General features: G+C 33.9%; 12 protein-coding genes. All 12 read left to right on the plus strand.

Features of this window, described 5'->3' with window-relative positions; all coding sequences use genetic code 11:
- The first annotated feature begins 198 nt into the window (after positions 1–198).
- The 12 genes from H599_RS0112280 (at position 199) to H599_RS0112340 (ending at position 20517) form a co-directional block, all read left to right on the plus strand.
- The gene (locus H599_RS0112280) at positions 199–3306 is read left to right on the plus strand and encodes a SusC/RagA family TonB-linked outer membrane protein (protein ID WP_026714410.1); all 3108 of its coding nucleotides are present in this window, start codon (positions 199–201) and stop codon (positions 3304–3306) included.
- A 10-nt stretch (positions 3307–3316) separates the two neighbouring features.
- Complete coding sequence (locus H599_RS0112285; RefSeq protein ID WP_026714411.1) at positions 3317–4885, plus strand: SusD/RagB family nutrient-binding outer membrane lipoprotein; 1569 nt, start codon at positions 3317–3319, stop codon at positions 4883–4885.
- A gap of 133 nt (positions 4886–5018) precedes the next feature.
- Entirely contained in the window at positions 5019–5741 is a 723-nt protein-coding gene (locus tag H599_RS0112290; protein ID WP_026714412.1) for a copper homeostasis protein CutC, read from the plus strand.
- An 82-nt stretch (positions 5742–5823) separates the two neighbouring features.
- Positions 5824–7158 (plus strand): sugar MFS transporter, encoded by a 1335-nt coding sequence (locus H599_RS0112295; protein ID WP_035141558.1) that lies wholly within the window; start codon positions 5824–5826, stop codon positions 7156–7158.
- A complete protein-coding gene (locus H599_RS0112300; RefSeq protein WP_026714414.1) occupies positions 7158–8216 on the plus strand; it encodes a sialidase family protein in 1059 nt (352 codons plus the stop codon). Before H599_RS0112295 ends, H599_RS0112300 begins: the two co-directional genes overlap by 1 nt.
- 9 nt (positions 8217–8225) lie before the next feature.
- Positions 8226–8558 carry an L-rhamnose mutarotase gene (locus tag H599_RS0112305; protein WP_026714415.1) on the plus strand — a complete coding sequence of 111 codons (333 nt, stop codon included), beginning with the start codon at positions 8226–8228 and terminating at the stop codon, positions 8556–8558.
- Between the two features lie 9 nt (positions 8559–8567).
- Complete coding sequence (locus H599_RS0112310; RefSeq protein ID WP_026714416.1) at positions 8568–9551, plus strand: M20/M25/M40 family metallo-hydrolase; 984 nt, start codon at positions 8568–8570, stop codon at positions 9549–9551.
- A gap of 131 nt (positions 9552–9682) precedes the next feature.
- Positions 9683–12583: an exo-beta-1,4-galactosidase gene (locus tag H599_RS0112315; protein ID WP_035141559.1), complete on the plus strand. Its 2901-nt coding sequence runs from the start codon at positions 9683–9685 to the stop codon at positions 12581–12583.
- Between the two features lie 305 nt (positions 12584–12888).
- Positions 12889–13860, plus strand: coding sequence for a pectinesterase family protein (locus H599_RS0112320; protein ID WP_026714418.1), 972 nt, complete (start codon positions 12889–12891; stop codon positions 13858–13860).
- Positions 13861–13898: 38 nt separating this feature from the next.
- The gene (locus tag H599_RS0112325) at positions 13899–14828 is read left to right on the plus strand and encodes an alpha/beta hydrolase (protein WP_035141561.1); all 930 of its coding nucleotides are present in this window, start codon (positions 13899–13901) and stop codon (positions 14826–14828) included.
- Positions 14829–15285: 457 nt separating this feature from the next.
- Positions 15286–18672: a SusC/RagA family TonB-linked outer membrane protein gene (locus H599_RS0112335; protein WP_081810559.1), complete on the plus strand. Its 3387-nt coding sequence runs from the start codon at positions 15286–15288 to the stop codon at positions 18670–18672.
- A 39-nt stretch (positions 18673–18711) separates the two neighbouring features.
- Positions 18712–20517 (plus strand): RagB/SusD family nutrient uptake outer membrane protein, encoded by a 1806-nt coding sequence (locus H599_RS0112340; protein WP_026714421.1) that lies wholly within the window; start codon positions 18712–18714, stop codon positions 20515–20517.
- The last annotated feature ends 19 nt before the right edge of the window (positions 20518–20536 follow it).

Raw genomic sequence — 20536 nt, forward strand, 5'->3', positions numbered from 1 at the left:
AGGCTATTTGTAATTAGTTGTTAATTGTTTACAAAAGTTGTTATTTGTGTTAAAAAACAAAAAAACGACAAACGTCTTTTGAAATATGTCATTGGTCGAAATTATATTTTTATAACGTTTTATAATAATAAATTTAACAAACAATTAACCTCAGGCTGATTGTAAAGTAAACAAAATTAATAACTCAAAAACCAAATTATGAATCAAAATGTATTAAAACTACTGTTTGTGTTTTGCTTGTTAGGGTTTCAATATTCGCAAGCCCAAATTAAAGTGACAGGAACAGTTACAGATGCAAAAAGTGGTGTTCCTTTGCCAGGAGCAAACATTAATGTAAAAGGGACGACAAATGGGGTGTCATCAGATTTTGACGGGAAGTACACAATAAGTGTTCCTAATCAATCAGCAGTTCTTGTATTTACTTTTATAGGTTCTGTTCCAAAAGAGGTAGTAGTTGGAAATTCCACTACAATTAGCATTGCTTTATCTGAAGATGCACAACAATTAGGGGAGGTTGTTGTAACGGCTTTAGGTATTAAAAGAGAGAAAAAATCGTTGACTTATTCGGCACAGACGGTGTCTACAAAAGAACTTTCGGAAGCAAGATCTTTAAACGTTGCGAACTCACTATCTGGAAAAGTAGCGGGGCTTAACTTTTCAACTACTGGTTCAGGAGTAGGAAGTTCTTCCAGGATTACATTAAGAGGGAATCGTTCTCTAACCGGGAATAACCAACCTTTATATGTTATTGATGGAGTTCCTATGGATAACTCTGTAACTTCTCCAGCTACAGATATTGGAGGAACTACAAGTTTTGATGGAATTTCAAATATCAACCCTGAAGATATTGAAAGTATAACTGTATTGAAAGGCCCTTCGGCAGCAGCTTTATACGGTTCACGTGCTAGTAACGGGGTTATCGTGATAACAACTAAAAGCGGATCTAAAGAAGGAAAAGCAAAAATTTCAGTTTCTTCAAATTTCATGGCATCAAATGCTTATAATTTGTTGAATCAACAAAATGTTTACGGTCAAGGAGCCGGAGGAGTTTATAATCCTTTATCAAAAACTAGTTGGGGACCAAAAATGGAAGGTCAGGCAGTTGCTGCCTGGCAATTAAGTCATAACCCTAATTATGATGGTCCGGCTACTTATGCGTTTACCCCACAACCAAATAACTCTTCAGACTTTTTTAAAGGTGGTTATAACTGGTCTAAAAATTTAACAGCATCAATGGGTAATGAAAAAACGCAAGGTTATTTTTCTTACACAAACACTACAGCTGAAGGCATTGTTGTTGGTAATGAACTTGACAGACATAATGTGAATTTACGTTTGACTAGTAACTTAACAGACAAATTAAAATTGGATGTTAAAACTAATTATATTAATCAAAAAATTGAAAATGCTATTGGTGCTGGTGAAGGAGGAATTGGTGAAGCCGTTTACACCATGCCAAGAAGTTTACCTTACAGTCAATATAAAGATTTTGAATACATTGATGATGCCGGGCAAATTAGATATAATTATCCGGATGCAAATACTTTAAGTACTTTGGGAGCAAACCCTTTTTGGTTAGCTAAAAGAAATTTAAGAACTGATGAAAGAAGCAGAATTATCGCTTTTGGATCTTTAACGTATGATTTTACAAAAGAATTAAGTTTAATGGTTAGATCAGGTATAGATCAGGCTACCAATAAATCTAAAAATTCTCGTTATGCAGCAGTCGCTATCTTAAATCAGGATTATGGAAGTTATTCAGAGTCGATTGGAGATGTTTTAGAAATGAATACCGATTTCCTTTTGTCTTACAAAAAAGAATTAGGTGTTTTTAAATTAAATGCCAATTTTGGAGGAAATGCCAGAAATCAAAAAAGTACTGGTTTAAGTAGTGGGGGAACTTTAACTAAGAGAAATTATTTTACATTGACTAATTTACAAAGCACTACTGTAACTCCAGAATATAGTCACAAAAAAGTAAATTCTTTGTATGGTTCTGCTCAGTTAGGATATAAAGATTATTTGTTTTTAGATGTTACAGCACGTAATGATTGGGATTCAACTTTGCCAGAGAATGACAGGTCTTTCTTTTATCCGTCAGTAGGATTATCAGGGATTGTTACCGATATGTTAGATATTAAATCGGATGTGTTATCTTTCTTAAAAGTTAGAGGTTCTTTTGCTCAGGTAGGTAACGCTACAGATCCTTATCTTTTGGCTAACCAATTGTATTTTTATGGTTTTAACGGAGGTGTAGTACAATCTTCAACTTTAAAGAACAACCCAAATCTTAAACCGGAAATTTCAAGTTCAACAGAATTTGGTTTGAATACAAGACTTTTTAAGAATAGAATTGGTTTAGATTTTACTTGGTTCCAAACTGATACTAAGGATCAGATTTTTACAATTAACTTACCAGAGTCTTCAGGATATTCTAAACAAGTTATTAACGGTGGAAAAATTCAAAATAAAGGTTTTGAAATGGTCTTGAATGCTAAAATTTTCGATGATGAAAAATTTAGTTGGGATGCAACAGCAAACTTTGCAACTTACAGAACTAAAGTTTTAAGTCTTTCTGAAGGACAGGATGAATTAAATCTTTCTACTGGTTATGAAAGGTTAGCACAAACAATTGTTAAAAAAGGTGGTGGTTATGGAGATTTGTATATTAGAGGATTTAAACGTAATGATGCTGGGGAAATTATTGTAAATGCTACAAGTGGATTACCTGAATTTACTTCTGGATTTGACGTGTTGGCTGGAAGTTTTAATCCAGACTGGACAGCAGGTTTACAAAATACTTTTAGATATAAAGATTTTAGACTTAGCTTTTTGGTAGATTTCCGTATGGGAGGTAAAACGATTTCTTACTCTCAGGCAAGAATGGCTGGAGCCGGAGCAAGTGAAATTACTTTAGCTGGTAGAGATGGTTTTGTAGTTAATGGTGTCAATGATAATGGGGATGGTACTTATTCACCAAATGCAACTTCCATAACTGCTGAAAATTATTGGTCACAAGTTGCCAGCAGAGATCCTAAATCAGCAGAAGATTTTGTCTTTGACGCTACGAACATCAGATTAAGAGAAGTAGTTCTAGGATATTCACTTCCAAGTAAATTTTTGAAAAAATCACCATTTACAGGAGTTGATTTCTCTTTAGTAGGTAGAAATTTATTCTTCTTTGTTAATAAAGCAAAATATTTTGATCCCGAACAAGGAGTTAGTGTAGGTAACCTTCAGGGAATAGAATCTTATAACATTCCAAGTACAAGAGACTTTGGATTTAATGTAAAATTCAACTTTTAATAAATAAATTATGAAAAACAATATAGTTAAATTTATAGCGATAGCTTTCTTGTTTCAGATAACAGGGTGTACTTCGGATTTTAATGAAGTAAATACAAATCCAAATACCCTTACTTCTGATCAGTTAGATGCAACAATGGCAGGGCCATCATTTGCAAATGCTTTATATAAAGGAATAGGGAATGCTTCTTGGAGTTTACCAGGAGATGATTATGGAACTTATGGATTAGCTACAGCCTTACATTCAATGGTTTTTTCACATTATATGGCCTATCCGGGTGGAGCAACAGATGCCAATGGAATAAATGATGGATGGAGAAGTAGAGGTTGGTTAAGATTCTATACAATAGCAGTACCATCTCTTTTAAATACCTATAAAGCTGCTGCAGGAAATGCAGAAGCGTTAGCTGTTTTAGATATCTGGAAAGTTTATATGTTTCACAGATTTACTGATGAGTGGGGACCAATTCCTTATACTCAGGCAGGTATTGGAGGTAAATCAGTAGCTTATGATTCTCAAGAAGCAATGTATACTGATTTTTTCAAACTATTGGATGCTGCTAATACGACTTTGAGTACCAGTTCTGCAACTACTGTTGGTGTATTTAAAGATTATGATGCATTATATAGCGGAGATGTCGAAAAATGGAGAAAGTTTGGAAATTCATTGCGATTGCGTTTAGCTTTAAGAATTTCTGATATAGATGCTGCAAAAGCTAAAACAGAAGCAGAAGCAGCTGTAAGTGCCGGAGTGATGGTGTCAAATAGTGATAATGCATACTATAAAGTTACTTCAGATACCTATAATAATTTTGTAGATATTATGAAATACTGGGGATTTTATATGACTGCAGATATGGAAAGTATTCTTAAAGGTTATAATGATCCCCGTATGGCAAAATGGTTTAGCCCTGTATTAGATAATACTTCTACATATAAAGGACAGTATGTAGGCTTACCTAATGGTATTGGAACAACAATTCCTTATCAAGGTAAAAATTTTAGTGGAACTAATCAGGTAACTACATTTTCAGATAATGCAACAAAAGACATAGAAGTAATGATGGCTTCGGAATCAGATTTTAATAGAGCAGAAGGGGCTTTGAAAGGATGGAGTATGGGAAGTACCGCAAAAGAATTATATGAAGATGGTATTCGCTTATCTCTACAACAATGGGGTGTAACTGACGAAAGTCAAATAACTGCTTATATCGCGGGAACCACTACTGGTGCTGTACCTACATTTGGAAGTTTGTATACCAATTCTACACCACCTGTGAATGTACCAGTTGCATGGTCAGGTACTGTAGCAAATCAAAAAAAGCAAATTGCTGTTCAAAAATATTTAGGTCTTTTCCCAGAGTCATGGGAAGCTTGGTCTGATTTACGCAGAACGGATGCTAATATTTTATATCCTTTGCTTACAACAGAAGATCCTACAATAGGAAAAGGAATTATGAAGCGTATCACTTATTTACCTAATGAATATAGTACCAATGGTGATGCGGTTAATGCAGCGGTTCAATTACTAGGAGGTGCTGATAAAGGAAGTACTAAACTTTGGTGGGACGTTAATTAATACATCCTGTGAGATGTTTTTTTAGTCTCTTTCATTTAATAATTAAAATAAAAGGAGAAGGAATTCTCCTTTTATTTTTTCCAAATGTGAAATTTTTATTTTGCATTTTATCTGAATTCTTATAATACTTAATATGCTACTTGAAATCTGCGCTTCATCGTATCAATCGGCTATAAATGCGCAAAATGCAGGTGCACATCGTATAGAGTTGTGTTCTGAATTAGCCTTAGGAGGAATTACGCCTTCATATGGCTTAATCAAAAGAGTAAAGGATAATCTTTCCATACCGGTACATGTATTGATAAGACCACGGAGTGGAAATTTTACTTATTCTGATGAAGAATTTGAAATTATGAAAGCCGATATTGAATTGTGTAAAAAAATGGGGTGTCAGGGAATTGTTTCAGGCGTTTTAAAATCAGACAATACCATTGATGTTATTAGAACGCAAGAATTAATTGCTTTAGCAAAACCATTGTCTTTTACTTTTCACAGAGCTTTTGATTGGGTTGAGAATTCTTTTGAAGCACTTGAAGTATTAAAAACTATTGATGTAAATCGGATTTTGACTTCTGGGAAAAAAAGTACGGCTCAGCAAGGAATTGAACTCCTTAAAGATTTAGAATCCAAAGCCCAAAATCAATTAATAATCCTTCCCGGTAGCGGAATCAATTCAGAAAATGTCTTCCAATTTAAAGAAGCAGGATTTAAAGAAATTCATTGTTCTGCTTCGACTATACACTATGTAAATAAATTGGGAACAATACCGATGAATAGTTCTGTTTTTTTTGATGAACATATTCTCGTTCATTCTGATTATGATAAAATTAAAAAAATACTAGCATCCGTTAGTTAAAGTGCCTATTGCGCATACTACTTACATAAATACTCATTGTTTCAACTCATAAATGTGGTTGAACATACAAAAGATAATTAAAATGAATACTAGCAGCATCACTTTACCGCAAACTAAAAATAATAGTTTGATTCCAATCTTAATTATAGCAGGACTATTTTTTATTTTTGGATTTGTTACCTGGATTAACGGAGCTTTAATTCCGTTTATGAAAACCATTAATGAATTAACTTCAGCCCAATCTTTTTTAGTTGCTTCGGCTTCTTACATTTCATTTGTGGTGATGGCTTTACCAGCTTCTTATGTTTTGTCTAAAGTTGGGTATAAAAAAGGAATGTCTTTGGGCTTATTTATTATGGGCTTGGGAGCTTTGGTTTTTATTCCGGCTGCTGAAGCAAGAACGTATTGGATGTTTTTAACTGGAATTTTTATTCAAGGTGCCGGAATGACTTTGTTGCAAACGGCGTCCAATCCTTATATTACTATTTTAGGGCCAATTGAAAGTGCTGCAAAACGCATTTCCATTATGGGAATTGCTAATAAAGTTGCAGGAGCTTTAGGTTCGCTTATTTTTGGGGCATTGCTTTTAACCGGTATTGATGAAATCAAAGAAAAATTAAATGTGGTTAGCGCTGCCGAAAAAGCAGAATTATTAAATACTATGGCTGATAGCGTGGTGATGCCTTATGTTGTGATGGCTTCTGTTTTGTTTATTTTAGCTGTTTTAATTAGAAAAGCACCTCTTCCTGATGTTGAAGCAGAACCGATTGAAGAATCAAAAGATGGAAGTACATCTAAAACTAGTATTTTTCAATTTCCACATTTATGGTTGGGTGTACTCACACTTTTTATGTATGTGGGAGTAGAGGTTATTGCCGGTGATACTATTATTGCTTATGGAATTTCATTAGGTATTCCTGTTGCGGATGCTAAGTTTTTTACCACTTTTACTTTGATGGCAATGGTAGCCACTTATGCTACGGGGGCTATTTTAATTCCAAAATATATTTCGCAAACATTAGCTTTAAAATTGAGTGCAACTTTAGGTATTATTTTATCTTTTTGTATTGTGTTTACAACAGGATTTACCTCAGTATTATTTGTAGCCGCTCTAGGAGTTGCTAATGCTTTGGTTTGGCCTGCTGTTTGGCCCCTTACTTTAAACGGATTGGGAAAATTTACTAAAACAGCTTCTGCTTTATTAATTATGGCTATTTCTGGTGGTGCAATTATTCCTCCTCTGTATGGAAAATGGGTTGATGCAAATAAAGCGGAATTTTTAACCCAGGGGATGGACGAGGCTCTGGCAACGGCTACCGCTTCCACTAAAGGTTATTGGATTTTATTACCTTGTTATCTGGTTATTTTATATTATGCTGTTGCCGGACATAAATTAGGACTTAAAGGCGAAAAATAATGAAATTTTTAAAATTAAAATATTTTGTTTTAGGGATTGTTTCAATGTTTTTTTCCTGTAATGCCTTGCTTAAGAAACCTTCTGTCATTAAGGTTACAAACAGTTATATTGCAAGTGAACCAGTAACCATTAATAGCCATGCGGCAACTTTAGTTGAATATAAGCCAAATAAAATTATGGCAGCATGGTTTGGAGGAAGTTATGAAGGAGCAAAAGATGTTGCTATCTATATTTCAAAATTAGAAGCAAGTACTTGGACACCACCTCAATTGGTTGTAAAACCTGCAGTGAAACAAGGCGATACTTTAGCCTGTTGGAATCCAGTTTTATTTAAGAGTAAGAAGACTAAAAAATTATATTTATTTTACAAAGTTGGCAAAAACCCGAGAGAATGGTTTGGAGCAATGATTACATCCATTGATGATGGAAATTCATGGAGTGCACCAAAATATCTGCCTGATGGATTTTTGGGACCCATTAGAAATAAAGCTATTGAAGTTAATCCAGGTGTTATTTTATGCGGGAGCAGTACCGAAAGTGTCGAAAACAACCAATGGAGAGCTCATATAGAAATCTATAATGAATTAACTGATACCTGGTCTAAAATTTCTATCCCAAATGATGAGGAATACGATATAATTCAGCCTACAATTTTAGAACATTCCAATAAAAAATTACAATTACTTTTTAGAAGTAAGCATAATAAATTGGTAACTAGCTGGTCTGTTAATAACGGAGAAACATGGACTAATGCTGAAATCATTGATGTAGTAAATTCTAATTCAGGTATTGATGCTTTAAGTTTATCAAACCATTCTTTTTTATTAGTTAACAATCCATTGCCACAAGGAAAAGACTGGTTTTACGGGCGAAATGTTTTGGATGTTGAATTTTCTACTAATGGTATAAAATGGGAGAAGTTATTGGATCTTGAAAATCAAAATGAAGGAGAATTTAGCTATCCCGCCATTATTCAAACGGCTAATCGTAAAATTCACATTGTATATACTTATAACAGGAGATATAGTAAGTATGTAAGTTTTGAAATGAAAAAATAATTGTAGTTTATGAAAAAATACTGTTTTGCTTTGGATTTAAAAAATGATTCTCATTTAATTGATGAATATAAAACTTTCCACCAGAATGTTTGGCCTGAAATTATAGAGAGTATAAAAAAATCCGGAATTATAAATTTGGAGATATACAATGTGCAAAATCGTTTGCTGATGATTATGGAAGTTGATGAAAACTTTTCTTTTGCGAAAAAATCAAAATTGGATGCAATAAATCCAAAAGTTCAGGAATGGGAAACCTTAATGTGGAAATTTCAACAAGCACTTCCGGATACGCAACCAGGAGAGAAATGGTTGTTGATGGATAAAATTTTTGAATTAAAATAAACATTAAATATGTTATTGGTAAAAAGAATAGAATGGAAATATTTGTGGGTGATTGCAATCTTTTTTAGTTGTACTGTGCGTGCTCAAAATAACCATTTGGCAAAAACATTTTATAAACATGATAAATATCTTTCTTCGGATAAAATGGAAGGAAGATTTCCGGGAACCAAGGAGAATAATGAAGCAGCAGCTTATATAAAAAAATATTTTCAGAAATACCATTTACAGCCTTTGAATGCCGATGGTTATTATCAATCTTTCAAATTATTTGTAAAAGAAGGGGTGAATAAAATGCCATCAGACACAGTGCAAACACAGAATGTTGTGGGATTTATTGAAGGTTCAGATCCAAAACTCAAAAATGAATACATTGTGATTGGCGCGCATTATGACCATTGGGGTTGGGGCGGAGTAGGCTCTGGCAGCAAAAAGAAAGATACTGTGGCGATTCATAATGGAGCAGACGATAATGCTTCTGGAGTTGCTGCTTTACTTTGTATTTTAGAGAAAGTTTCTAAGTCTAAAGAAAAACCTGCAAGAAGCATTGTTTTTATTGGTTTTAGTGGAGAAGAAGAAGGCTTGTTAGGGTCAAAATATTTTATCAATCATCTGGCTGTTCCTAAAGATGCTGTAAAAGTAATGCTGAATATGGATATGGTAGGACGATTAAATGCTGAAAAACAAATTTATATGGGAGGTGCAGGAACTTTCCCTGAAGGCGTAGCACTGATGAAAAAAATAGGAGAAAATAGTGGTTTGAATCCGGTTATTCATGCCGGTGATGTAGGAGGTTCTGATCATGTTTCTTTCTATAAAGCGGGTATCTCGGCTGTAGGATTTCATACAGGTGGTCATCCACAATACCATACTCCGGAGGATGATATTGATTTGATTAATTTTGAAGGTGGCGCTTTGGTGAGTCAATATATTTACAATGCTTTAATGGCAATAGCAAATTATCCGCAGGCGTTGTATTTTATCAATCAGGATTAGATTATCCTATTTTTTGATTTCTTATTAACGTTAATTATTTAAGTGTTTGAATGAAATAATTAGTTAGTCATGGAATAAAGAATAATATTTGTATTGTTTAACAAATTTATTAACACTATAAATGCATTTTAATGATACAAAGATATTTTTACTTTAGTCTTTTTTTGATTTTTTTTAGCCTAAGTGGTTTTGCTCAGGAAAAAACAATCAGTTTAAAGGGCGACTGGCAATTTCAAATTGACCGCAATGATGAAGGAATTCAGCAAAAATGGTTCAATAAGAATCTTTCAGATAAAATTCATTTGCCCGGTTCCATGGCTGAATTTTTAAAAGGAGACAAAATTACTTTGAAAACCAAATGGACAGGTTCTATTTATGATAGTTCTTTTTATTTCAGACCCAGTTTAGAAAAATACCGTCAACCCGGAAATATTCATATTCCTTTTTGGTTAACGCCAGCCCGACATTATGTGGGGGCGGCCTGGTACCAAAAAGAAGTTAATGTTCCTGAAAACTGGAAAGGAAAGCGTATCGTTTTGCATTTGGAAAGAGCGCATATTGAAACCCGTGTTTGGATAAATGACAAAGAAGTGGGTATGCAAAATTCATTGGTGGCACCACATGATTATGATTTGACTAACTTTTTAACTCCCGGAAAACAGCGCATTTCCATTCGAATAGATAATAGTATCAAAAAAATTAACGTAGGTCCTGATTCTCATAGTGTAACCGATCATACGCAGGGAAACTGGAATGGAATTATAGGTGATATTGCGTTGCAATCTTCCGAATTGGTTTATTTTGATGATGTTCAGGTGTATCCTGATTTGAAAAACCGTAAAGCGATTGTGAAAATTTCTGTTGCAAACAATTCTTTAAATACCTTCAAAGGAACAATAGAAATAGCTGCTAAAAGTTTTAATAGTATGACTTCTGATGTAGCCAAAGAGGTGTCTTCGAAATTTTTGGTGGAGAAAATGTCTAAAAATACTATTATGCTCGAATTGTCTTTTGGCAAAGGAATGTTGACCTGGGACGAATTCCATCCTGCTTTGTACAATTTGAAAGTAAAATTAGATTCAAAAGCAATTCAAACAGAGAAAACGGTTTCTTTTGGAATGCGTGAATTTAAAATTCAAGGGAATCATTTTATGATAAATGGTGTTCCGGTAGTTTTGAGAGGTACGGTTCATAACTGCGAATTTCCGCTTACGGGTTATCCGGCAACAACGGTGGAAGAGTGGGAAGTTACTTTTAAAAAGATTAAGTCTTACGGATTGAATCACGTGCGTTTTCATTCCTGGTGTCCACCGGAAGAAGCTTTTATTGCTGCTGATAAAGTTGGTCTCTATTTACAACCCGAAGGACCAAGCTGGCCAAATCACGGGCCAAAAATTGGATTAGGACAGCCCGTGGATAAATTTCTTTACGAAGAAACCGAACGTATGGTTAAGGATTATGGAAATTATGCTTCCTTTACAATGCTCTCGGCCGGGAATGAACCAGCAGGAAATCAGGTGAAGTATCTCAATGAATTTGTTGATTTTTGGAAAACAAAAGACAGCAGAAGAGTTTATACAGGAATGTCAGTAGGAGGAAGCTGGCCAGTGGTTCCTAATGCCGAATATTTGGTTCGTGGAGGAGTTCGCGGATTGAAATGGGATAAAACTTTAGAAACAGTTTCCGATTTTAGTGCTGAAATTCAAAAGTTCCAAGTGCCATTTGTAGCACATGAAATTGGGCAATACTGTGTGTTTCCAAACTTTGATGAAATCCAAAAATATACCGGAGTGTATCGTGCCAAAAATTTTGAAATGTTCCGTCAGGATTTAGCCGATCATCACATGGGCGACCAGGCGAAAGATTTCTTGAATGCATCCGGAAAATTACAAGTACTTTGTTATAAAAATGAAATTGAAAAAATACTTCGCACTCCTGATTACGGTGGTTTCCAAATGTTAGGATTACAGGATTTTCCAGGTCAGGGAACGGCTTTAGTAGGTGTTTTAGATGCTTTTTTTCAGGAGAAAGGTTATGTTACAGCTAAAGAATTTTCGCGTTTTTGTAATTCGACTGTGCCTTTGGCAAAAATCGAGAAGTTTGTTTATTCGAACAATGAAACTTTCAAAGCAGATATTGCACTTTTTCATTCTGCTGATGTGCCATTGAAAAATACGATTGTTAGTTGGACAATAAAAGATGAAAAGGGAAATATGGTTGCTTCCGGAAATTTTGATGCTAAAACCTATGAAAACGGAAATGGTTTGCCGGTTGGGAATTTGAGTTATTCTTTGAATCAAATGAAAGAAGCTGGTAAATATAATCTGGAAGTAAAAGTGGATGGAACTGACTTTGTGAACGACTGGGATTTTTGGGTGTATCCTGAGGTAAAAACAGAAATGGTACCATCCATATACTACACCACTATTTTGGACGAAAAAGCCAAAGCGGTTTTAGACAAAGGAGAAAAAGTATTTTTGAATGTAGCCGGAAAAGTGGTAAAAGGAAAAGAAGTAGCAATGAATTTTTTGCCGGTATTTTGGAATACTTCCTGGTTCAAAATGCGTCCGCCACACGTAACCGGAATGTTAATTCAGGACAAGAGTGCAGCCTTTAAAAACTTCCCAACCGATTATTACAGTGATTTGCAATGGTGGGATATTCAAAACAAAGCTCAGGTAATGACTCTGGAAGATTTTCCGGCAAATTTCCGTCCGCTAATCCAACCAATTGATACTTGGTTTATGAACCGCCGATTGGCTTTGGTTTTTGAAGCTCAGGTAGGAAAGGGAAAAATTATAGTGAGTAGCGCTAATTTAGGTCCGGAAGTACAAAACAAATTGGCTTCGAAACAATTGTTTTATTCGCTTCAAAATTATATGAATTCGGATAATTTTAATCCGAAAAACAAAGTTTCTTTTGAAGTAATTCAGGATATTATGGTAAGTCCGTCAAAAGAAGTTTTTAATACTTATACTAAAGACAGTCCGGACGAATTGAAACCCAATTCGAATCAGAATAAAGTAAAATAGAAATAGAATAGCGCAAACAACAAAGGAGTTAAATTAAGTTTTAACTCCTTTGTTGTTTGCGCTATTTTGAGATTAAAATAATTGGATAAAAGAGGTTTGTTGTAATATTACCCTGTTTAAATTGTAAAATAGCCTACTTGTTAAGCATTAGAAAAACTAAGTTTGCAGAAGGTTAGTAATAAAATTTTTAAAAAATATTATGCTTAAAGTGAGTACTATGATTTTGAAAATTTAATGGTTAGTTTTGAAAGAAAGGATAATAAATCACAGTTTGTTATTCTTTCTTTTTTTAATATTAATGAAGAATGAAGAAATATTTTTTTGGGTGGCTACTAAGTTATTTGTTGTTAATTTCAACGAATACATTATTTGCCACAAATCCCCGATATACTTACATCGTTGCTCTGGATGGTTCCGGAGATTATCAATCGATACAGGAAGCGGTGACTGCCTGTGGTGCTTTTTCGATGGAGGAAAAGATAATATTTATAAAAAAGGGACATTATAAAGAGAAAGTTTTAATTGACTCTTTTCACAGCAATATTACGCTTGTTGGTGAAAGTAAGAAAGAAACCATTATCGATTATAATAATTATTCCGGACAGCAGGGAATAGGAACTTTTACGAGTTATACTCTGAAAATTTTAGGCGATTATATCAAAATAGAAAATCTTACTGTCGAAAATTCGGCTGGGAGAGTTGGTCAGGCTGTGGCTTTACATGTGGAAGGTGATTTTTTTATTGCCTCAAATTGCAGTATTTTAGGGAATCAGGATACTTTATATACAGCGGGAAAGAACAGTAGGCAGTATTTTAAAAACTGCTATATTTCCGGTACGACAGATTTTATTTTTGGTGCTGCTACGGCTATTTTTTGGTGCTGTGAAATACACAGCAAAACTAATTCTTTTATTACGGCTGCCAATACTCCGAAAGAGAATGTTTTTGGATATGTATTTATAAAATGCCATTTAACTGCCGATGACGGAGTTGATAAAGTTTATTTGGGCAGACCCTGGCGGGATTATGCTAAAGTAGTTTTTATGGATTGTGATTTAGGGAAACATATTTTGGCTGTTGGCTGGCATAATTGGGACAATCCTGAAAAAGAAAAGACCGCTTTTTTTGCCGAGTATAATAATAATGGAGAAGGCGCGAATGTTTCGAAACGGGTGAGTTGGTCGCATCAGTTGACTAAAAGTCAGGCTGAAAAATATCAGTTTAAAAATATTTTTCAAAAAGAAAGTAATTGGGATTTAGAAAAAGGGGACATGTAGTTCGCGTTTTTTTGACGACCCTACAAAATTATTTTATTATGAAAAGCATAAAAAAATTAAATCTAATATTCGCTCTTGTTTTGTCTTTTTCCGCATTGGGACAGGATTATATACCGCTTTGGCCTAAAGGAAAAATGCTTAATTCAAAGGGAATGCAATTAGAGCGTATTGAAGAACGCGAACGTGTTACTCAGGTAGATGTGCCGGGAATGTATGCTTTTTTTACATCGAAAGAAGAAAATTCCGGAACGGCCGTTTTAATATTTCCGCCGGGAGGTTATCAAAAACTAACTTATAACATTGCCGGATTACAATTAGCTAAATGGTTTAACACTATTGGGGTAAATGCCTTTGTAGTGATGTATAGAATGCCAACTTCTCCTGATTTAAAAAATCCAGCTTTCGGCCCTTTAATGGATGGGCAAAGAGCTATGAAAATAGTTCGAGATAATGCTACAAAATGGGGAATTGATAAGAATAAAATAGGTGTCATGGGATGTTCAGCGGGTGGAGGTTTGGCTGCGAATTTGGCAACCATTAAAACCGATTATTCGAAAATAAATGACTCTTTAGATTCTGTGTCGATAAATCCTGATTTTCAGATTATTGTTTCCGGTGCTATTAGTATGAAACAAAAGACCCATAAAGGGAGTCACGATGCCTTATTAGGAAAAAAAACTTCAGACGAATTAGAGACTCTTTTTTCGGGAGAATTAAATGTTGATTCAGCTACTTCTCCGGCTTTTGTGGTGTGTGCAGCAAATGATCCGGTTGTTAATCCATTAAACAGTTTACAATATTATAATGCTCTTTTACAGTCAAAAGTGATACAATCAGCATTACATATCTTTCCACAGGGAGGGCATTCAATCGCTTTAAGAAACAACCCTGGTTCTACGGAACTTTGGACTAGTCTATGTGAACTTTGGTTAAAAGAGTTGGGATTTTTAAAAACTAAGATGTATTAAATTATATTTTTATAAACGGAAGAGAAATTTTCGATCGAAAAAATCCACATTAAAATCATTTTTTAGTGCGGATTTTTTTTTTGAGAAAAAGTGAATAATACTTTAAATTGGTTTAGGCCTAGTATTGCAATTTGTTTTAAACTTCCTTTAAAAACAAGGGTTTTGGTAATTTGACCCCCTTCAATTTGTATTTTATCCCTGTTCTTCAGTTTACTAAAACTTACTTTTGAAATAAACAAAATGCATTTTATTCAGGTTAAAATTTATATAAATGAATTTTAATTATTATAAAAATGCAATTGTTTAATTTTTATTGTTAAACCTTATAAAATATTTTTTATGTAAAAAAAGACTTCCACTTTTTTTCTGGAGATTTTTAGTTGAATAGAGTTTACCATCAAAAAAAATTCAACTCTCCGGGACGCCAACAATTATTAACTAACTAAACCAAAAAATTATGAAGAATTATTTGTCGAAGGACAACTTTGACTTGTTTCAATTTTTGAAGAGAAAAACGCTATTGTTTTCAATTGCATTTTCTTTAATTGAATTTACAATTAGTGCTAATGTCAAATCTAAAACCATAAATTATTTAAATGGCAGATATACAGAAGTCAATACATTAACTGATGTTATTCAAAATGAAATAACAGTAAAAGGTACGGTGGTTGATAGCAATGGCATGGGGGTACCTGGTGTTACAGTACTTTTAAAGGGAACTAAAAATAGTGTTGTAACTGATATTGATGGAAAATTTGTAATTGCAAATGTTCCTGCTAATGGTCATCTGGTTTTTTCATTTATAGGAATGGAAACCCGTGATGTAGCAATAGCAGGAAAAACAACTTTGTCCATAACAATGAAAGATTCAGCAACTGATCTTGACGAAGTAAAGGTAGTTTCTTTTGGATACGGAACGATAAAGAAAGAAAACCTGTTAGGTTCTGTAGCTTCCATAGGAGCAAAAGAATTATCTAAAATTCCTGTAACGAATGTAGCAGAAGCGATGGCAGGACGATTGGCAGGTGTAAGTGTACAATCAGTCGATGGTGCTCCTGGTGCCGATATTGTAATTCGCGTGAGGGGAGGAGGATCTATTACTCAGGACAACTCACCTTTATATGTTGTAGATGGTTTTATAGTGAGTAATATAAATGATATACCACCAAGTGATATTCAGAGTATTGATATTTTGAAAGATGCTGCTACTACAGCTATTTATGGTGCTCAGGGAGCTAATGGTGTTGTAGTTATTACAACCAAAAAACCTAAAGTTGGAAAAACAACTATAAGTTACAACTCTTACATGCAGTTGTTAAAATTACCAAAAGACAGAAAATTAGATGTATTGTCACCATACGAATATGTTCAAATGCAATATGAAACGGCAAGAATGAAATCGGATGCTGACGTTCGAAATTTTGAAAAATATTTTGGAAAATTCGATGATTTAGAACTTTATAAATATAAAAAAGCTAACGACTGGCAAGATGAAGTTTTAGGTAATTCTACTATTTCCAGATATAATAATTTAAGTATTTCCGGAGGAAGCGAAAAAACAAAAATGTCTTTGAGCTATACTTCCAATAGAGATCAGGGATTAATGATTGGATCCGGGTTAAATCGTGATGTACTTAATTTTAAATTAAATCATGAAATCTCTAAAAAATTAAGATTGGATTTATCTTCCAGAATTACAAATTTAGAAGTGGATGGAGCCGGAACTTCTGGTAGTTCTCAAATTAGAATTAAAAATCTAGTGACATCAAGACCTACAAATGGTATTGCTGATGAATTAGAATTTGATATTGCTAATGTAGATAATGAAGACGATTATCAGTCATTTATTTTGAATTTGATAAATCCGGTAGATTTAGTAAAGCAGGATTGGAGAAAAAGAACTACAAGAACTTATGTGTTTAATGCCGGATTATCATGGGATATTTTAGATAATTTAAAGGCACAATCTACAGTAACAACCAGTAGATCTTTTGGAGAAAATTTACGTTTTTATGGTCCTTTGACAGGTGTAGCGCAACAGGAGGGAAATAGTAGACCATTAGGAACAAAAGATAACTCGGAAGGTTTTTCATATAGAGTATCAAATACTGTAAATTATGATTTTAAAAATATAGGGGAGCATCAATTAGGAATTTTATTAGGGCAGGAAGTACGTTCCAGTGGTGGAAAATCGCAACATGCCAGAGTGGAGGATTTTAGAGAATCTATTACTCCTAAAGAAATGTTTGCCTCCATGAATTTAGGGACTTTAATAGAATATAGTACTTATGAAAATACGGATGAAAATTATTATTCTTTCTTTGGAAGACTAAATTATTCTTTTAAAGACAAATATTTATTTACAGCAACCGCCCGTCGCGATGCCTCAAGTAAATTTAGCAAGGAAAATAATGTTGGTATATTTCCGGCATTTGCAATAGGATGGAAAATATCTAATGAACCATTTTTTAAAAATTCTAAAATTGTTGATGAATTAAAATTAAGATTGACTTATGGGGAAACAGGAAATGACAGAATTTCTGCAAACTCAACAAAATTCTTATTTAAATCAGATACTAATAATGGACCTGGTTTTGGAACTAATAATTACAATGTATATTATGGAATAAACGGGAATGTATTATTTAATCCGGATTTGATTTGGGAGACAACTATCAACAGAAATGCAGGATTAGATTTCAGATTATTTAATTCAATGATTAATGGTAGTTTGGATGTTTACAGAAACACAACTAAAGATTTATTATTACAATCTGCTGTTTCTCAAACATCAGGATTTAGTTCACAATGGGCAAATATTGGTAGTACGTCTAATGAAGGAGTTGAGTTAGCCGTAAATACAAATTTGATTAATAAAAAAGATTTTTCCCTGAATTTTAATTTCAATATAGGAACCAATAAAGCTAAAATAGTTGCTTTAGATGGTACAACAGAACGTTTTATCCAATCGAACTGGGGTAGTACAGACTTAAAAGACCGAGATGATTATTATTTAAGAGTAGGTAAGTCGGTTGGTTTAATCTATGGTTATGTTAATGACGGAATGTACACGGTAGATGATTTTGATAGCTATAATGAAAATTCTAAAAGTTATGTTTTAAAAGAAGGAGTTCCGGATAATAAAGGGATTCTTGGTGTTTCGAGTGTGAAACCAGGATATATGAAATTAAAAGATTTAAATGGTGATGGGAAAATAGATACCAATGATAGAAAAGTTATTGGTGATGCTTTACCAAAAGCACAAGGAGGATTTGGATTTACAAGTAATCTGAAAGGTTTTGATATCTCTGCTTTTTTCAATTGGTCTATAGGTAACGATGTATATAATACAGGTAAAATTGATTATAACCAATTGTATCGTTCTTCCTATGGGAATATGTTAAATTCTATGAATTCTTCAAAACGATTTACTTATATCGACATGGATGGTTCTTATACAGGAACAGCGGGAAGTGTAGTTACAGATTTAGCGCAATTAGCAGAAATGAATCAAGGGAAGACAATTTGGAGCGGGAACAACTCTTTTGGTGGTTCTACTCCCGTGGTTAGCGATTGGGCAATTGAAGACGGTTCTTATTTAAGATTAAACAACGTGACTATTGGTTATACCGTTCCAATGGAAGCCATGAAAAAATTTCTTGTTTCAAGTTTAAGATTTTATGTTACAGGAACCAATTTAGCATTATGGACCAAATATTCAGGTTTTGATCCTGATGTAAATTCAACCAGAAGTGATGGTTATGCTGCTTTAACACCGGGATTAGATTATTCTTCATATCCGAAAAGTAGAATATTTACTTTCGGTGTAAATGTTACTTTTTAAAAGTTGAAGCTAATTAATAATTATAATAAAAAAACTATTATGAAGATTATAAAATATATATCAATCTTGGCACTGACATTGTCTTTGAATGCCTGTTCTGATTTTTTAGATCCGGATTCATTGTCCACATTTGATACTCAATACGTTTTTTCTAATGTAGATGATGCCAGAAAAGCAACAAATGCTATTTATCAGCACTTTAGTGAAGATGCATTTAGATCCAGATTGTCTAATAATATGACAGGAAATACCGATATAGAACAAAATTCAGGAACCGGAAGTACAGCCCGTTATGAAATTTGGCGTTTAGAAGCCCAAGCTAACAACGGAGACTTAAAAGTGGTTTGGGAAGTTGCTTATAAAGCCATTAGGGATGCCAATATTGTGATCGATGGAATTACAAAAAGCGCGGCTTTGAATTCAACAGATATTGCTATCCAAAAAGACATGAAACATTTTTTAGGAGAAGCATATACTTTAAGAGCCTACTGGTATAGTATGTTAATTTATCATTTTGGAGATGTGCCTTTTTCAAATCAGGCTCCTAAGGCTGGACTTGAATTTAATTTACCTAAGGAAGACAGAAATGTGATTCTTTCTTCTGTAATACAGGATTTAATTAATATTGAAGCAGATATGAAATGGGCTGATGAACTTCCTTTTAAGATAGAACAGGTAAATAGAGAGTATACTTTAGGGATGATTGCCAGACTGGCTTTGCAACGCGGAGGTTATTTTTTGAAACCGGATATGACTATGGACAGAATGGCAGATTATTTAGATTATTATGCAATTGCACGTGATTATTCTAAAAAGTTGATGGATTTAAAAGACAGAGAATTACCTACAGATTTTAGACAAGTATTTATGAATGAATCAACATTTGTAATTCCAAAAGATGATAGCGATGTTCTTTTTGAAGTTCCGTTTGCAATTGGAGAAGGGGATGTAGCCTGGAATATCGGTATTCGTGTAGATGCCGGAACACATCTATATGGTTCCGGAAGTAATTATATGAATGTACCGCCAACTTATTATTATTCATTTGATAAAAAGGATATTAGAAGAGATGTTACCTGCGGACTGTATTACAGAGATAAAGATTTTAAACAACAAGTAGTGGCTATTGGTTCTATTTCTCAAGGAAAATGGAGCAGAGAATATCTTAATCCTCCACCAGGACCGTCAACTAATAAAGGCACTGGAATCAACTGGCCAATGTTACGTTATGCCGATGTTTTATTGATGTATGCTGAGGCTGAGAATGAATTGAATGGTCCTACACCTGCAGCAAGAGCAGCATTTGCCCGAGTAAGACAAAGAGCATTTAATCAAGTTGACTGGCCAGAAAAAGTAGATCAATATATAGCTTCCGTTTCAGCAGGAAAAGCAGCTTTTTTTGATGCCATTGTAGATGAAAGAGCCTGGGAGTTTGGAGGAGAAATGATTCGTAAGTATGAATTAATTCGTTGGAATTTATATGATACTAAAATTAATGAAACTGTTGAAGGACTCAAAAAACTGGCAGATGATGCTTATTTAGGATTTGGTGATTTACCGGATTATCTTTACTGGAAATATGATGAGAGTGGTAATTTAGTAATATTAAATTCAGATACTAAAGTTGCTGCAGCTCCTGATGACACTTGGAAAAGAGCAAACTGGTTAATTAGTTTACACCGAACACCAAATGCAACAGATCCATCACCTTACCAATCATGGATAACTACTAACTGGGCTAATTATACAACAGCTCCGGTAAGATATATTATGCCTATTCCAAGTGTTGCAGTAACTAATAGCCAGGGATTATTGCAAAATGATGGTTACGGATTTAATTTTTAAATTAATTTAAAGCTTTCAA

It is taken from the genome of Flavobacterium daejeonense DSM 17708, from assembly GCF_000425425.1.
GTDB classification, from domain to species: domain Bacteria; phylum Bacteroidota; class Bacteroidia; order Flavobacteriales; family Flavobacteriaceae; genus Flavobacterium; species Flavobacterium daejeonense.

Excerpts from the sequence above, each read along its gene's own strand:
- H599_RS0112300 (WP_026714414.1), top strand. The coding sequence starts at position 7,158 with ATGAAATTTTTAAAATTAAAATATTTTGTTTTAGGGATTGTTTCAATG.
- H599_RS0112340 (WP_026714421.1), top strand. The coding sequence starts at position 18,712 with ATGAAGATTATAAAATATATATCAATCTTGGCACTGACATTGTCTTTG.
- H599_RS0112315 (WP_035141559.1), top strand. The coding sequence starts at position 9,683 with ATGATACAAAGATATTTTTACTTTAGTCTTTTTTTGATTTTTTTTAGC.
- H599_RS0112290 (WP_026714412.1), top strand. The coding sequence starts at position 5,019 with ATGCTACTTGAAATCTGCGCTTCATCGTATCAATCGGCTATAAATGCG.
- H599_RS0112320 (WP_026714418.1), top strand. The coding sequence starts at position 12,889 with ATGAAGAAATATTTTTTTGGGTGGCTACTAAGTTATTTGTTGTTAATT.
- H599_RS0112285 (WP_026714411.1), top strand. The coding sequence starts at position 3,317 with ATGAAAAACAATATAGTTAAATTTATAGCGATAGCTTTCTTGTTTCAG.
- H599_RS0112295 (WP_035141558.1), top strand. The coding sequence starts at position 5,824 with ATGAATACTAGCAGCATCACTTTACCGCAAACTAAAAATAATAGTTTG.
- H599_RS0112335 (WP_081810559.1), top strand. The coding sequence starts at position 15,286 with ATGAAGAATTATTTGTCGAAGGACAACTTTGACTTGTTTCAATTTTTG.
- H599_RS0112305 (WP_026714415.1), top strand. The coding sequence starts at position 8,226 with ATGAAAAAATACTGTTTTGCTTTGGATTTAAAAAATGATTCTCATTTA.
- H599_RS0112280 (WP_026714410.1), top strand. The coding sequence starts at position 199 with ATGAATCAAAATGTATTAAAACTACTGTTTGTGTTTTGCTTGTTAGGG.
- H599_RS0112310 (WP_026714416.1), top strand. The coding sequence starts at position 8,568 with ATGTTATTGGTAAAAAGAATAGAATGGAAATATTTGTGGGTGATTGCA.
- H599_RS0112325 (WP_035141561.1), top strand. The coding sequence starts at position 13,899 with ATGAAAAGCATAAAAAAATTAAATCTAATATTCGCTCTTGTTTTGTCT.